This window comes from Paenibacillus sp. 01T422, from assembly GCF_056398785.1.
The window spans coordinates 1-15,718 of record NZ_JBFTQB010000028.1 but is presented as its reverse complement, the minus strand read 5'-3'; the positions used below and the strand labels follow the sequence as shown (position 1 = coordinate 15,718).

Sequence of the window (15,718 nt, the reverse complement as noted above, 5' to 3'; positions counted from 1 at the left end):
GCTTGGAACTCCTCAAAGGCATCATCAATATAAGAAATTAATTCGGATTTTGTTGGATATTTTCTCATTTTTAAGCTCCTCTCATCCGTAATAAACTGAAACTTGGATTAGTGGGAATCGTGATTGGAACTGCTTGATTACAGCGTAACAGCTAACACATGGTTTTCTTTCTGTGTATAATACTATAATACCACGAACTAGCCGCTTGTAATCAATTCTCCATGCAATATCTTCAAGAATTTTTGATTCTGTATCAACTTTCCTATTATAAGCCATATCTTTCGTGTCACCCTTATTAGGGATACAAAGAGTTCGAAATACTCGCTTTGTTCTTAAATGAGAAAATTCTCTTAGAACAGGATCACCGGAACTACCACCATCATAACCACTATGAGCATAAAAGTATTTTGGTAGTCCTGATATACTTACAAAGGCTATTCCGATATTTCCCCTAGAGGCAAGTGGTTCTGGTAACGTTTTATCCCTCAAGTGATCTTTTTTGCCGCGTAACCGGTCAGCAATACGATGCTTATACGCACTCATCTGTTACTCCTTTTATATATATATGAATGAATTATAATTAGTAACACAATCATTGTCATCATTTATTTACAAATGTTTACACGAAAATTCGGCTGACGATGGCTAGATTGTAGAAGACTGCTGCAATTCTAAGTAAATGTCCATTTTGTGTCTAAAGCTTGTCGACAAAATGTCAATACAAACGGGGTACAGTGGAATCACAAAGAGCAAATGTTGCTCGGGTAATACCTACTGTACCATTATCATATGTAGGACTCGGCCATGCCGTGGATCAGATCGTTGATCTTAGACGTTTAGCGTCAAGGGTGTGGTGTGAGGTGGGGTTAGATGCCCCAGCTCGTAAGAGCAAAGCGAAGTGCATGCCTAATTGAAGGCATTCAGTTCCTTTTGTTCATACGGCTACTATGAGCAAAAGAAAAATATATTGGTCTGTTTTTCCGACAAATAAACAGACAAAGTAAGCTGCGATAATCGCGGCTATTTTTTATTTTCAAAAACCCCTTACTTTCGAATACTCCGTGCCTCCCCAATTTCAGTCATGCGACGCATGGGCATGTTTTCAGCTCACCGGCAGGGGTAAATGCCGAGACGCGAACTGACCCCTTTCTACTGTGACCAGTGCAGCTAAGGTACGGACCCTGGCGGCAAGGGCGTAGCCGAAGAAATAACGCCCACTTTATTCGTCCTTTGCTCATCACATCGTGTAAAACCTCGGAATGATGCGGAGGGGATGAACGTGTTCGATATATGGGAGATATGGACTATGGCTGAAGCAATACAACCATTCAATAAGAGGTGATGAACATGTTCAACTTGATTCTCAAATGGATGATACGCCATGCGGCTTTATTGCTCGTTCCAATGAGACTACCGAGAAATAGGGCTGAGCGAAGGCAACTGAAAAAGGATGATTGGATCACATGAATTTCGTACAGCCAATTCGAGATCCGGAGATCATATCAGACATAAAGAAGAGGTTACGGGCAGAGAAGGAGATTAGGAATTATATCCTATTCGAAGTCGGAATTAACACTGGATTACGCATATCGGACATTTTATAGCTTCGGATTCGGGACCTGAAGAAGAGAGAGTTGTATTTGACAGAAATTAAGACAGGTAAGCAAAAAAGCCTCGAAATGAATCCAGAAGTGAGAAAAGAACTTCTCGCACTTCTATATGATCGTGATGAGGACGAATTTTTGATAAAGAGTAGGCAGGGCGTAAATAAGCCACTAAAACGAAGCATGGCTTATAAGATCCTTCGTCAGATCGCTCGTGAATACAAGCTTGATGCCATCGGAACACATACGCTGAGAAAAACATACGGATACCATTTTTATCAAGCAAATAAGGATGTTGCGATGCTTCAGAAGATATTTAATCATTCTTATCCTGCTTTCACACTCCGATACATCGGATTCATCCAAGATAGGATTATTGCAGCAACAAAAAAATTCAGAATTTAGAGCACATAACCATATTAAGTGATTGTGTAACTCAAATTCATAAAATCCGTGAATGCTTTTGCGGCATGGCTTAGCAGCGTTGCCTGAGTTAAACACAATATAAGATATGAGTAAGTGGTCATTCTATGAGCGGATTTTCAGTTCGAAAAAACCACCAGCGCAGGCTAGTGGTTTTGATTTAAACTATTTTCCGTTTTTTATAATGGCAGCACTTACAGTTTCAATAATTTTATTAATGTCTATGGGTAAAATGGCTTGCTTATCATCTTCATGCTTTGGACTAGTGTCAACTCCAGTGAAAATGCGATCAACAAGATTCTTTTTAATTTCTTTACGCTCAGCTTCGTCGAATATTTCAAGGTATGGGTCAATTGTTGCCATTTGCAACTGCATATTACGGTTTTCACGTTCTATGCGCTCTTGTTTATTCGCTTGTCTAGCAGAAAAAGTAACAGCTGCGACAATCGCAACAGTAATCGACCATCTTGTGGCAAAATTTATCCAAGTGAGTTCAACACCAGTGCTATTTTTCGAATTATAATATGCACTCATAACTAAGACAAAAAATAAAAGGCCAGTAATAACGAACCACACATGTTTTGCAAATCTGGCTCGGTCAGCTTCATCTTTATATGCAGATGCGTGGCTATCTATAGATATAAATCCTAGTATACTCTTGGCACTATCTTGATAAGCCCGTAATTTACTTACTATATCTTTTGCGTCATCAAGATTCTTTTGGTGAGCGTCCATTGAATTTTTTTCTATAGTTTTTATTTTCTCAGTGAGTAAACCAATATGATTTTCGAAGATTTGGTGTTGATTTCTGATAATCTCACTGTGTTGCTCTCCTCTAGCTTGCTCCATTCCTGAGTGTGATTGATTTCTGATATTTTCACTTTCTTCAAAGTTTTTTTGTCTGTTTGATTCGTTCAGTTCGAACTCTTTTTGTCGTAACTTCTCTTCGTCATTATTTAGCATTTTTCTTTTCAGCCCCTCTTATTTTATTGTTTAATTCTACCATGAAATATATGGGTCTGGGATTTGAACCTTACAATTTTTGTATAAACAAAACATCCCATTTTTAAGAAAGGATGATAAATAATTGAACAGCAATCCTCCTGTAAGAAGTGTTTAAAGATAGAGAAGGTAGAGTACTGATATGGCTAGAGAATTTGCAAAGAAATTATATAACAGCAAAGCATGGAAAGCGTGCAGAGCAGCTTATATTACTTCTGTATTCGGCCTATGTTAAAGGTGCCAAGGACCAGGGCATATTGTGTATCACAAGCTTTACCTGACTCCGAAGAACATCAATGATACGTGGGTAACGTTGAATCATAGTAACCTGGAGTATGTGTGCCTTGACTGCCACAACAATGAGCATATGGGTACAGCAGAACCAATAACAACAAAGGGTACGGTGTTTGATAGTGAAGGGAATTTAATCAAGGTAGGTGATGGGTTTGAGCGTGGATAAGCCGTCTTTACGTTTAAATCAAAAGGATAACAGGGAGAGTAAGGGATCGTTACTTGATACAGTCATGGGAGTCTTAGTACTAGCCATATGGATACTTGGTTTAGCTGCTGGATTATGGTTCTTAGGACAATAAGGGAGGGATTTTAGCGTGGCTAGATTTCACTACAATATTATTATCGCTGTAAATAACGGAATGCCTTGGTGACTGAATGCAAACATTGAGGAAGTTGAAGGTGAGAAGAATCTTATTAATAAGTGGACCGACCAAAGAGAAGCTAAGGCTGCTTACTTTGATTATCCGAATGGTAGGTTGTTAATGCATAGTGTGTTTGGTGTGACCAGGAATGGCTAATTCATTACCTTTCGTGCACCTACTTACCAAAAGTAACCCCCCCATTCAATTTTGAAATAGGCGGTATTCTAAGAACATCATCCAGGTTTTGAAAAGGGCTATGGTCATGTATTTTACCATCGTTATCGGATGGATCTTGTTTTTTGTGAATATGAAGTGGATCGAACCGTTTAATGCTGGTTACATCAGTGCCCGCTGGATGCTCGTGATTATGAAATTTCATGATGAGTGAGTTATCTTCGTTGTACCAATTGTAGAAATATTCCAATAGATCACCACTAAACGTTCCTCGTTCTTCGCATTCTAAAAATGAATTTGAAAACGTTAACTTCAGGGTGAACTTTTGAGTTTTTGCTGAACTTCCTGCTTTTAGATTTGCACTAAGAACAACTTCCGGAAAGTTCATGTGCAACGAACCTACATCACTTAGAAATATTAGGTTTGTTAAACTAGCCAAGAAGGGCATTTCTCCTGATTTCAAAATATTTCCAAACGTCGAGATCCAACGCAGCTGATGTATTTGAAAGTGTAGCTCCGGAGTACAACTCTTTCTCTAGGTCTTCGATAGAACGATATCGTTCTTGGTATGCTTGAATCTTCTTTTCAATAAATTCAATTTCACTTTCTTGTTCTTCTTCTTCAGCACGACGCATCCGCTCTTTAAATTCAAGCGCAATTTGATAGACGGGTTTTGTTTCGCCGTTTGGATATTCCAAAACCGTTCTGCCGGTTATCTCAACGTGTTTTCCTGGTTCAGGGCGTTCAACACCTTGAAATCGACCAACTGCGATATATTTACTTATGGTTGTATGACTGACGCCCATCATCCGAGCAACTTCAGTTGGACTATAAACCTTACTTTGTTCAGATGTAATACTCGCTCCTTGAACAGCTGCGCGAGTTAATTGTCGTATAATTTCCTGTTTAGCTTTTTCAAAAGAATCTGGTTTAAGTAAATCCATTTCGTCCATTATTTTCGGAGCAAAACCGACACTTTCCAAAACAGAAGACAATACTTTAACCAATGCGATGCCTTCGTGCAAATTTTCAGCTTCAAAGGGGAACATGTGTTTAGCGACGGATTCTAATTTGTTTTGTAAGATATACTGCTCCATAACTGACATTTTCAATATCACCTCACCTCCATTCTACCATGGAATGTTAAATTTTAATACAACTAATTCAAACTTAAATCCAACCTATATATTCATTATATGCATTTCACACCAGTTTAATCCTTATCATTAATAAGAAATAGCGTAAACCGTTAACACAACTAAAATTTAAGATCGACCCAACTAATTTCTTTTACTCTGGACATATCTTGTCCCTCCTCCTTATATATTTACAATAGAAATAGACAATCCCCGGAGGTGTTTCCATGGACAATTACCCATTAACGCTGCGCTCTCTCTTCGAACGCTCCCAATCCTTATTCCCCAAAAAAGAGGTTGTTTCACGAACAAGTACCGGCATTCACCGATATACGTATGCTGATTTTGGAAGACGTGCGAAGATGTTGTCCAGCTCGCTGCAAGCGTTAGGGGTAAAGCCCGGGGATCGGATTGCCACTTTTGCCTGGAATCATCATTGGCATTTGGAGGCCTATTTCGCTATTCCCTGCATGGAAGCTGTCCTCCATACGGTTAATATTCGCCTCCCCGCCGATCACATCGCCTACATTCTTAATCATGCGGAAGACCGATTCCTCTTCGTGGATGAGACCTTGCTGCCCATTATTGAAAAAATTCAGGATCAACTGACGACCATTGAAGGGTATATCATCATGTCGGGTAAAAAGGAACTGCCGCCCACTTCTTTACAGCCCGTCTATTTATATGAGAACATGATAGAGAACGGAGATTCTCATTATACGTACCCTGAATATATAAATGAAAGCGCTTCCGCAGGGATGTGCTATACGTCGGCCACAACGGGAAATCCCAAAGGTGTCGTGTACTCTCATCGCGGGATTTATCTACATTCGCTGTCCATCGGCTTGGCGGATACGCTAGCTCTTTCGGAACGCGACGCGGTGCTTCCTATCGTACCGATGTTCCATGTTAACGCCTGGGGGCTCCCCTTCGCCTCGGTCTGGTTCGGCAGCAAGCAGGTGCTCCCCGGACCGGCACCTACACCGGATATTCTGCTCCGCCTGATCGCAGACGAAAAGGTCACCATAGCAGCAGGCGTCCCTACGGTTTGGACAGCTGCCCTACAAGCACAAGAGGCGCTGCAACTGGATCTATCATCTCTGCGCGCCGTAGTCTGCGGTGGATCTGCTGCCCCACGCAGTCTGATTGAGAGCTACGAGCAGCGGATGAAAGTTCCCTTTTATCATGCTTACGGTATGACGGAAACGTGTCCGCTTGTTACGGTAGCCCGCCTAAAAAGCTACCAAGAAGAAGCCCCGCTTGATGAACAATACGATACGCGAGCCACACAGGGACTACTGGTGCCCGGGCTTGATATGAAAATCGTCGGACTACGAGGCAATGTGGCTTGGGACGGTAAGGAGATGGGTGAAATTTGGCTGCGAGGGCCGTGGGTAGCAACCGAATACTACAAAGATGCCCGAACTGCTGAAGGTTTCCAGGATGGCTGGTTTCATAGCGGAGATATCGCGGTGATTGATCGGGAAGGTTTCGTGAAATTGGTCGACAGATCCAAGGATTTGGTCAAAAGCGGCGGAGAGTGGATTTCTTCCCTCGATTTGGAAAATGCGTTGATGGCGCATCCGAATGTGTTCGAAGCCTGTGTTATCGGTGTGCCGCATCCCAAATGGGGTGAGCGACCGCTCGCTTGTGTCGTTCTCAAAGACGCTGCGCTGCAAGCAGGCGACAAAAAGGGGTTGCTCACTTTTATCGTAGACAAGTTTGCTAAGTGGTGGATTCCAGATGATGTGGTTTTCCTTCATGAGATCCCACGTTCCTCTGTTGGCAAGTTCATGAAACGCGAGCTTCGCAAGCAGTATCAAACCTATTTTACAGGAGACTAAACGAGTCGAATCGAGCAATTCGAAGCCGCTTTTGTTAATTAGCGAAGTGATAATTTCATGATGAAGGGCAGGGTGGATATGTTCGATGCATCTTTGTTGAAGGATAAAGTCATTCTCATCACAGGCGGGGGCACCGGTCTTGGCCGTGCTATGGGGGAGCGTTTCCTGGAGCTGGGAGCGCAGCTGGCGATTACTAGTCGGCGTGAGGAAGTATTGGCGAAAGCCGCTTCCGAAATGAACGGTGAAGTGTTCTATAAAAGCTGTGATGTGCGCGACCCGCAGCAAATCGCAGATATGGTGTCAGCCGTGGAGCAGCATTATGGCCGGATCGATGTTTTGATAAACAATGCGGCTGGAAACTTTGCCAGCCCGACTGAGAATTTATCTCCGCGAGCGGTGGATGCGGTGCTGGATATCGTCCTTCACGGCACGTTTTACACGACACTGGAAGTGGGCAAAAGATGGATCGAGCAAGGCGTCGGCGGGACGATGCTGAACATCGTCACCTCCTATGCCTCCACCGGCTCGGCCTTCGTTGTACCCTCGGCTGCCGCCAAGGCCGGCGTTCTCGCTTTGACGCGCTCGCTCGCCGTCGAATGGGCGCGCCATAGCATCCGGCAAGTCGCGATCGCGCCGGGGCTGTTCCCCACCGACGGCGCGTGGAGCCGACTGGCTCCGACGCCCGAGCTGTCGGAAAAGCTATTGAACCGCGTGCCGCTGCGGCGGGTCGGGGAAAAGGATGAGCTTGCGAACCTCGCAGCTTATCTGATCTCGGACTACGCCGGGTACATCAACGGCGAAGTCGTCACGATCGACGGCGGCGAATGGCTGCAGGGCGCCGGGCAGTTCAACGATCTGCTCGAGGTGACCGAGGAGCAGTGGGTTGGTCTTGCGGAGATGACACGCAAGGGGAAATCGTAGCGAACATTTGCTGCAAATAGTGCAGCAAATTCCAGTATTATCGAGGGTTTCGGAGATAATCATGCATTTTGTGCAGCTAATTCCATCGATTCCATCGAAAATAGAGCAAAGTCGCTAAATTTGATGTACTTTTTACATCATCGGCTGCCGTATGGCTGGTTCAGATGCGGATTTGCTGTACTTTCTGCATGTCCTGCCTCGCGCGTGCACATTTGAGGAGATGACGCGCAAGGGGAAATCGTATCGAACATTTGCTGCAAATAGTGCAGCAAATTCCAGCATTATCGAGGGTTTCGGAGATAATCGTGCATTTTGTGCAGCTAATTCCATCGATGCTACCGAAAATGGAGCAAAGTCGCTGAATTTGATGTACTTTTTACATCATTCCGCTACCTGTAGCTGGTTCAGATGCGGATTTGCTGCACTTTCTGCATGTACTGCCTCCGCGTGTATATAGAAAAGCCCCCAACCTAGACGGTTAGGGGCTTATTTTAGTGGGGCTGCCTTCTGCCAGTTCCCCCAAGATGAGCCTTAGCGAATTTCTCGCTAGGTTTTATCATATTTGTTATTGGCATGTGTGGTGGAAGTTAGCTGTATGGTGATAGATAGGTGGAAAGGTGGAAAGATAGTAAAGTAGCCGTTAGTAAAAGTAGCCAACACTACTCAATCAAAATAAATCTCAATACCCTTTTCGCTCGATTCATAAATCCCGCACAAAATTTTGGTCAATTCCACGCCGTCTCGAACAGGTGAAATCGGCTCCTGGCGGCCTAGACAAGCCTGCACGAAATGGTCAATTTCATTGCGGAAGCCGTCCATGAACTCGAACGAAGGATGATCGATCTGCGGCGTCACGTTGATAATCGTGTCATGCTTCTCGCTCACGATGCAGAAATCCGGCTCGATCTCAGCGCCGCCTCTATCGCCAAATATTTTCACGGCGAACTCATTCTTCATCTTCGCATGCAAAGTGAAGGAAACGTCGACCATGAGCGACGCGCCGTTCTCGAACCGGATGAGCGCATTCGCCATGTCTTCCACGGTATTTTGAGACGCATCGTAATCCGCCGCCTTATAAAAGCTCAAGTTCTTGATATGCGAGCGATTGCCTAGCTTCGTATAGCTGTTTCCGCTGACCGATTTCACCTTCGGCCGTCCCATCAAGTACCAGCATAAGTCGATGACATGGATGCCGATGTCAAAAAGCGGACCCCCGCCGGCACGTTCCTTGTCGGCGAACCAACCGCCGGGATTGCCTAACCGGCGCAAATACGAAGCCTTGGCGTAATAAATCTCGCCAAGCTCGCCTGCATCAATGAAGCGGCGCAGCACCTGCGCATTCGTGCCAAAGCGGCGGACGAAGCCGACCAGCAGCAGCTTGCCACTGCGGCGAACTGCCTCCTCGACGCGCAAAGCTTCTTCGACCGTCGTGCAGAGCGGCTTCTCGCACAGCACGTGTTTGCCCGCTTCTAGAGCGGCTATGCTCAAAGCGCCATGCGTATTGTTCCACGTGCAGATGCTCACTGCTTCTACCTGCGGATCAGCCAGCATTTCGCGGTAGTCGGTAAAAGCAACATTCGCACCATACTTCTCTACAGCCGCGCGCGCCCGCTCCTCGTTCATATCGACGATGCCATAAAGCTCGACTTCAGGGTGTTCCATATATGAGGTCAAATGTGCATCAGAGATGGATCCAGCCCCGATCACTGCTACTTTTAATTTCGTCATGATGTCCTCCCAATGATGAAAAAGTAAATTATCCTTTGACTGCGCCAGCCGTCATTCCCTTCATAATTTGCTCCTGGAACAGCAGGAACACGACAATGGTAGGCAGGACAGCAATAGCAAGAGCAGCCATCGTCAACTCGTAATCCGTCATATAACCTGTAGCGAAGGCAGATAAGCTAAGTGGAACAGTTTTTAGTGCAGGTTTGCTGATAAAGACCAAGGCGAACGCAAAATCGTTCCAAAACCTCAAGAATCCTAAGATCGCAACAGTGGAAAGGGCCGGCAAACTAAGCGGAAGCATCATCCGGAAGAAAATACCCCAATAGCCTGTGCCATCGATCAAGGCTGCTTCCTCGATTTCTTTGGGAATGGTGACTAAATAGGCGGCAACAACGAAAATCGCAAGCGGAAGTTCAAAGGCCGCATAAGGCAAGATAAGTGCTCCGTACGTATTCAGGAGGCCAACCTTTTTCATAATAATAAAGAGAGGTACTAAGGTGCTGTGGATTGGGATGAGCATACCGAGTAGGAATAATCCCATGAAGAACGGCTTCAATTTGAACTCAAACCGCGATAAAACAAAGGCTGCCAAAGCACCCAGCACTAACGTCAGCACGAGGGAAGCTACCGTGACGACCGTGGAATTCCAAAGCGATAGCCCCATCCCGGAAACTTTCCAGGCCCGGACGATGTTGTCCCATTTCCAAACCAACGGCAGTAGAAAAGGCCGCGAATAAAACTCTTCATTGGACTTCAGCGCACTCATAAATAACCAAATGAGCGGGTACAACGTGACTAGCGCGTACAAGCTAAGCAACATATTAACGACGCCTCGCGTCCAAACTTTCCGTCTCTTACCTCCAGCGGGAAAACCCGTCTGCATCGATACAACCTGCTCCATAGATGTCCCTCCTGAGAAAACTCAATTCCTGATTTCTAACGATAATCCCGCTTCATAAGACGTTGGCTGCCTACAATCAAGATCAAGCTAAGAATAATAATGGCTGTGGAAATCGCGCTTCCGAAGCCGAAACGATACACATTGAAAGTGCTGTTATACATGTAAGATGCCAGCAGTTCGGTTGAATGCGCCGGACCCCCGCCTGTCATGACGTAGATGAGATCGAAAGCCTTCAAGCTTCCCGAAATACATAACACGACAGCAACTTTGACGGTATCCCAGATCATTGGCAGTGTGACAGCAAACAATTTGCGAACCGGACCCACGCCATCAAGCTGCGCAGCATCTTCGATCTCTGGCGAAATATTTTGTAACGCGGCAATAAACATAATCATGTAGGGTCCAATATAATTCCAGATGATCGGCACCATGAGGGCGAACATCGATACTTTCGGATCGGAAAGCCAAGCTTTCTTCCAGCTTTCCAGGCCAACGCCGTCCAGCAAGAAGTTCAAGATACCAATTTGCGGGTGATAAATGTATCCCCAGATGATCCCGACAACAACAGAGGAGAGTACCATGGGCATAAAGACGGAAGCACGAATGACACGCTGGAATAAGGTACTTTTCATAAGCAAAAGCGCTAGAATCATGGCAATCGGCACTTGACCGAATACGGAAGCTGCAACGATAAGCATGTTATTTTTGAACGACTTCCAGAAGATTGGATCTTGGAACACTTCTACATAGTTGTCTAATCCGATAAATTTGGCGGCCCCGATCCCTTTCCAGTCGAAAAAGCCATAGTAAGCTGACCAGAAAATCGGTACGATGACAAAAAACAGATAGAGCACTAAGGCTGGAAGAAGCCCTATAGTAATGAATCCTCTGATTCTTGCGGATACGGTCATGACTTAACTTCCCCCCTTGCTAACTTTTTTTGAAAAAAGGGCTCCAGCCGAGCCTGGCTGGAGTCCTGTGGCCATACGTTATTTGCCGACGGCTTTCGCTTGCGCGTCTTGAATTTTCTTGGCGATATCCTCTGGCTTGCCGCCCATGAGGAGCTCTTGAAGACCATTGTTCACGACATCGGCGCTAGCGGAGCTAAGCTTGCCATCGTATACAGGCGTTTTCTTAACTGTATTCATCATTTTGTACACTTCTGCGAACAAGGAGGATACTTTCGTCGTATCCAGATCTACTTTGTAGGACACCAGCTGATTGCTTTCCAAGATAGCTTTCTGTGCTTCTGGACCAGACAACGCGTAGATCAACTCATAAGCTGCTGCTTTCTGTGCGCCAGTAACTTTCTTGCTCATTCCAAGACCTGTACCTACTACACCGGAAAGTGAGTTTGGATCGCCTTTACCATTAGGAACCGATGGCAGAACCGTTACAGCCATGTTAGCCAAGGCTTCTTTGGATGTATTCGCTGCCAAGTTCGGAAGTGCCCACCCGCCATCGATCATCATAGCTGCTTTGCCTTGAGCGAACATTTGTTCCATTTGCGTATTGTCGATGGAGTTGAAACCATCTTGGAACGCGCCTGCTTTACCCAGCTGCTGGAGGTACGTTAGCGATTGCACGAATTCTGGATCCGTGAATTTCGCTCCGTTCTGATCCACAGCTTTCAAGAACCAATCTGTTCCTGTCACGCGGTCAGCCAATGAGCTAAGGATACTGGATTGTGCTACCCACGCCGCTTTGTTCCCCAGTGCGATTGGTGTTACGTTGTTCTTCTTGAACGTGTCTACCAGCTTCATGAGATCATCCCATGTTTTTGGCGGCTGAACATTATATTTATTAAAGATTTCTTTGTTGTAGTAAAGGATCGACGTTGGGGATAAAGCCATTGGCGCACTATACGTTTTGCCGCTGATTGTGAAATCATCGAATGATCCTGGCATGAAGCCATTTTTCCACTCTGTTTTACTATCGAGCAGCTCATTGATTGGTTGGATTAAGTCACCACCGACGAATTCCTTCGTCATAACACCAGGCCACATGACGAATAGATCCGGCATTTCATTAGCTGCAGCAACCGTTTTCAGACGCGGACGGTAGCCATCGGGTGGAATCCCCTGAATATCAAGCTCCACGTTCGGGTGATCTTTCTTGAACTTTTCCATATATTCACGCATTAATTTGGCGCGAAGATCTTCACCTGTATAGTTGTGCCAAATCGATAGTTTAACTTTCTCAGCAGGCTTAGCTGCATCTGTTTTAGGTGCTGCGCTATCTTTGGCTACATCTGCTGTACCACTTGCACCGCAACCAGCCAACAGCGCTAATGACATCGTGGCCGCCAGTGTAACGATAAATGACTTCTTCATTCGCTTTACCCCCCAAAAGTTTTCGTAAAAACTTAATCTGTAGCTCTCTTGTTACAACTTTAGTATAGGGGACATCTGTAGGAGACGGTACGGGAGAGACTTCGGCGCAAGGGGGGACATTTTTCAGTCTTTAGATTTTGTCGACCCCCGTCGAACCCTGTCGATATTCAGAAGGCGTTTGACCCGTATACTTTTTAAACTGCTGCGTAAAGTACTTGATATCTTCGTATCCCACTCTTCTGGCAATATCGCTGACTTTGGTTTGGGTGCTTTGCAGCAGATCTACTGCGCGCTTCATCCGCTCCTGTGTCACGAACTCAATATAGGTGCTTCCGGTTTCCCGTTTAAATACTTCGCTAAAATGATTCGGATTGATATGAACGAAACCTGCCACCTGCTGAAGTGAAATCGGCTGATGCAGATTGTCGCGGATATACGCGATAGACTTATACACATACGCATATTTGTTCTGATCCAAACCTTGGTGGAAAAGATTCATGACTGCCATGAGGATTTTAAAAACCTCCTCCTCCGGACGCCCCTCTCCTTCATAGGATGGGAGATTGTTCTGCGAAACTTGCGATGAATTCGCACGTTCCAACCAGCGATGGCCTGCGATAATCATCGATTGCAGATACCCCTGCACCGTGATCGGCGTCGCTAGGGTATCTTCCATCAGCGCGCGCACTCGCTGGTTGACCCAATGCCGCAGGTCGGTCGCATTGCCGCTCATCAGAATAGCCGCGAGCTCGGCCTCCTCCTTCTCGGTGAGTACCGTACGGCCCCCGCTTCGCTCCCGGATATCCGCCAGCGTGTATAGCCCCTGCGGACCAAGCAGCCCTTGGTAGGCATAAACTTCTTTTGCAGCTAGGTAGGAATCCCTCAGGCTTTCGTAATCCTGCGCAATGGTTCCGAGCGCCGCGTAAGCCGTACATTTCAGCGTCTCGGTTACCCGCTTCAGCGCACTCTTAAGCCCCGCTTGATCCGTACCGCTGCCTTCATAACGGACAACAAGCAACAAGTGCTCCTTGTTCATAAGCGTCACGCACGGAAGCAGCTCGAAGAGGATATTCTGCGCTGCACCTTGCAGCAGCTCCGTAAGCCCCGCTTCCCATCCTGACACGGAAACGAGCATCACTTGCATCGCCGCAGCCGATCCGAATTCGGGATGAACGTCTACGCCGTTTCTCTGGAACCAGACGCGCAGCTGCTCTCTCGCTTCTGCGTCGTCGTGCAAGCCTCGCTTGAGCGCTCGATCTAACAACTGATTGCGCAGAGCCGCTTGCTGGAGATTGTCCTGTTTCATCGTTTCCCATTTATCCATAACGTTCTGCTTCGCTTTCAGCGCAGCTTTAATAATCTCTTCCGGCCGGCTGGTCTTGAGCAAATAATCGGTTACACCTTCGCGAAGTGCCTGCTGGGCATACGTGAAATCATCATACCCTGTCAGGATGACGATCTCTGTATCCGGCAATTGAGCTTTGATCTCACGGGCAAGCTGAATCCCATCTATCCCCGACATACGGATATCTGTCAGTACAATGTGGGGCTTTTCTACCGGAATCCGCTCTAACGCCTCTTCCCCCGAAGATGCTGCAGGCAGCAATTCAAGCCCAAGTTCTTTCCAATCTATCACGGTGCAAAGACCCGTTCTTATAATGACTTCATCGTCTACAATCATAATTCTCATGTCGCCAGCTCCCCCGTCCCAAGTGGAATTGCAAATGATATCTTAGTCCCAATACCTAACGTGCTTTCCACAACAAGGCCCGATCCAAGGCCATAATGCAGCAGCAATCGTCTGTGCACATTAATAAGTCCATAGGAGGTCACCGGCAGCTTCGCTTCCTTCGCAACTTCGGTTAGCATCCCCAATTGTTGATTGGCCGCAACCAGCTGTCCGTGAATGTCGCGCAGCTTCGTTTCGTCCATTCCGATTCCCGTATCTTCCACAACGAATTTCATCTGATTATCACGCAGTTCCCCGTGGACATAGACATGCCCTTTGGCTTTCTTTTTCTGAATACCGTGAATGAGACTGTTCTCAATCAACGGCTGCAGCAGCAGCTTCAGCATCATCGTTTGGAGCATTTCTGGTACGATAAAGAACTCAATCTCGAACTGATCTGGAAACCGCATGGCCTGGATATAGGCATAATTCTGGGCATGTGATATTTCCTGCTGAACCGCGCAGAACTCTTCTCCCTTATTTAAGCTAAAACGTAAAAAATCACTAAGCGCCCCAATCATTTCGGCAATTTGACGATCCTTGTTCATGAGAGCAATCCAGTGGATCGAAGAGAGTGTATTATACAAAAAATGCGGATTAATCTGCGCCTGAAGGGCCATGATGTCCRCTTCCTTTTTCTTCGCTTCATTCTGCTGCACTTGATCCTTCAGCCTGCCGATCCGCTCGCTCAGCTTATTATAGCTGTGCACAAGCAGCCCGACTTCGTCGGCGCTTTTCACCTCATACGTCGGGATTGCCTCATCCGGGTTCAAATCCTTCAACGATTTGGTCAATCGGGTTAGCGGCTTAGTCACCCATTGCAAGAAATAAAGCACTAACCCCATTGCAAGCAGCAGCGCAATTACAATTGTTACAGCAGTTACGGTAAGCACGTAACCATTTTGCTTCTGGTAAATCTCTGTCGGGATGAACCCGACTAATTTCCACCCCAACCGAGGGAGGGAGTTATACAAAACCGTGTGCGGCAATTCTCCTCTAGGCACATTAAGCACACCATTTGTTTCGCCAAGCTTGCCTAAATTCGGAAACACATCTCCGACCTTCCGGGCCAGCCAGCCTGGTTCGCCCCCTGCGATAATTTGGTTATATTGGTCCGTCAGCATCACAAAACCGCTGCTTTCCCAACCAGCGTCCGTCAAATAATGCTCAATTTCCGCTTGATCGAGTGAAAAAGCGAGTGTGCCAATCGTTCTGAACGTGCTGACATCTCGAATCGGTCTAACGAGTGTAATGACCCTCTTGGGAC

Annotated in this window: 12 protein-coding genes and 1 pseudogene; 3 read left to right on the top strand and 10 right to left on the bottom strand. The window is 46.2% G+C overall.

The window, feature by feature from the left end; genetic code table 11:
* Positions 1-81 precede the first annotated feature (81 nt).
* The gene (locus AC1DUA_RS02970; protein WP_477498315.1) at positions 82-543 is read right to left on the bottom strand and encodes a deaminase domain-containing protein; all 462 of its coding nucleotides are present in this window, start codon (positions 541-543) and stop codon (positions 82-84) included.
* Positions 544-1,463: 920 nt separating this feature from the next.
* Here AC1DUA_RS02970 and AC1DUA_RS02965 point away from each other — a divergent pair.
* Positions 1,464-2,009 (top strand): annotated as a pseudogene (locus AC1DUA_RS02965) (tyrosine-type recombinase/integrase).
* A gap of 183 nt (positions 2,010-2,192) precedes the next feature.
* Here the strand turns inward: AC1DUA_RS02965 and AC1DUA_RS02960 are convergent.
* From AC1DUA_RS02960 to AC1DUA_RS02950, 3 genes are all read right to left on the bottom strand, one after another.
* Positions 2,193-2,990, bottom strand: a complete 798-nt coding sequence (locus tag AC1DUA_RS02960; RefSeq protein WP_477498314.1) for a hypothetical protein — start codon at positions 2,988-2,990, stop codon at positions 2,193-2,195.
* Between the two features lie 870 nt (positions 2,991-3,860).
* Entirely contained in the window at positions 3,861-4,298 is a 438-nt protein-coding gene (locus tag AC1DUA_RS02955) for a toxin-antitoxin system TumE family protein (protein WP_477498313.1), read from the bottom strand.
* Positions 4,291-4,971, bottom strand: a complete 681-nt coding sequence (locus AC1DUA_RS02950; protein ID WP_477498312.1) for a hypothetical protein — start codon at positions 4,969-4,971, stop codon at positions 4,291-4,293. The genes AC1DUA_RS02955 and AC1DUA_RS02950 overlap by 8 nt, the downstream gene beginning before the upstream one ends.
* Positions 4,972-5,222: 251 nt before the next feature.
* On the opposite strand from AC1DUA_RS02950, the gene AC1DUA_RS02945 reads away from it, so the two are divergent.
* Complete coding sequence (locus AC1DUA_RS02945) at positions 5,223-6,839, top strand: long-chain fatty acid--CoA ligase (RefSeq protein ID WP_477498311.1); 1,617 nt, start codon at positions 5,223-5,225, stop codon at positions 6,837-6,839.
* A gap of 78 nt (positions 6,840-6,917) precedes the next feature.
* Positions 6,918-7,760 (top strand): SDR family oxidoreductase, encoded by an 843-nt coding sequence (locus tag AC1DUA_RS02940; RefSeq protein WP_477498317.1) that lies wholly within the window; start codon positions 6,918-6,920, stop codon positions 7,758-7,760.
* Positions 7,761-8,423: 663 nt separating this feature from the next.
* Here AC1DUA_RS02940 and AC1DUA_RS02935 read toward each other — a convergent pair.
* From AC1DUA_RS02935 to AC1DUA_RS02910, 6 genes are all read right to left on the bottom strand, one after another.
* On the bottom strand, positions 8,424-9,488 hold the full coding sequence (locus AC1DUA_RS02935; protein WP_477498310.1) for a Gfo/Idh/MocA family protein: 1,065 nt from the start codon (positions 9,486-9,488) through the stop codon (positions 8,424-8,426).
* A gap of 28 nt (positions 9,489-9,516) precedes the next feature.
* Positions 9,517-10,308 carry a carbohydrate ABC transporter permease gene (locus AC1DUA_RS02930; protein ID WP_477498316.1) on the bottom strand — a complete coding sequence of 264 codons (792 nt, stop codon included), beginning with the start codon at positions 10,306-10,308 and terminating at the stop codon, positions 9,517-9,519.
* A 116-nt stretch (positions 10,309-10,424) separates the two neighbouring features.
* A complete protein-coding gene (locus AC1DUA_RS02925; protein ID WP_477498309.1) occupies positions 10,425-11,300 on the bottom strand; it encodes a carbohydrate ABC transporter permease in 876 nt (291 codons plus the stop codon).
* Positions 11,301-11,378: 78 nt separating this feature from the next.
* Positions 11,379-12,722, bottom strand: coding sequence for an extracellular solute-binding protein (locus tag AC1DUA_RS02920; RefSeq protein WP_477498308.1), 1,344 nt, complete (start codon positions 12,720-12,722; stop codon positions 11,379-11,381).
* Between the two features lie 130 nt (positions 12,723-12,852).
* Positions 12,853-14,412 (bottom strand): response regulator, encoded by a 1,560-nt coding sequence (locus AC1DUA_RS02915; protein WP_477498307.1) that lies wholly within the window; start codon positions 14,410-14,412, stop codon positions 12,853-12,855.
* Positions 14,409-15,718: cache domain-containing sensor histidine kinase (locus AC1DUA_RS02910; protein WP_477498306.1), on the bottom strand; the 1,310-nt coding region annotated here is incomplete at its 5' end. The genes AC1DUA_RS02915 and AC1DUA_RS02910, both read right to left, overlap by 4 nt.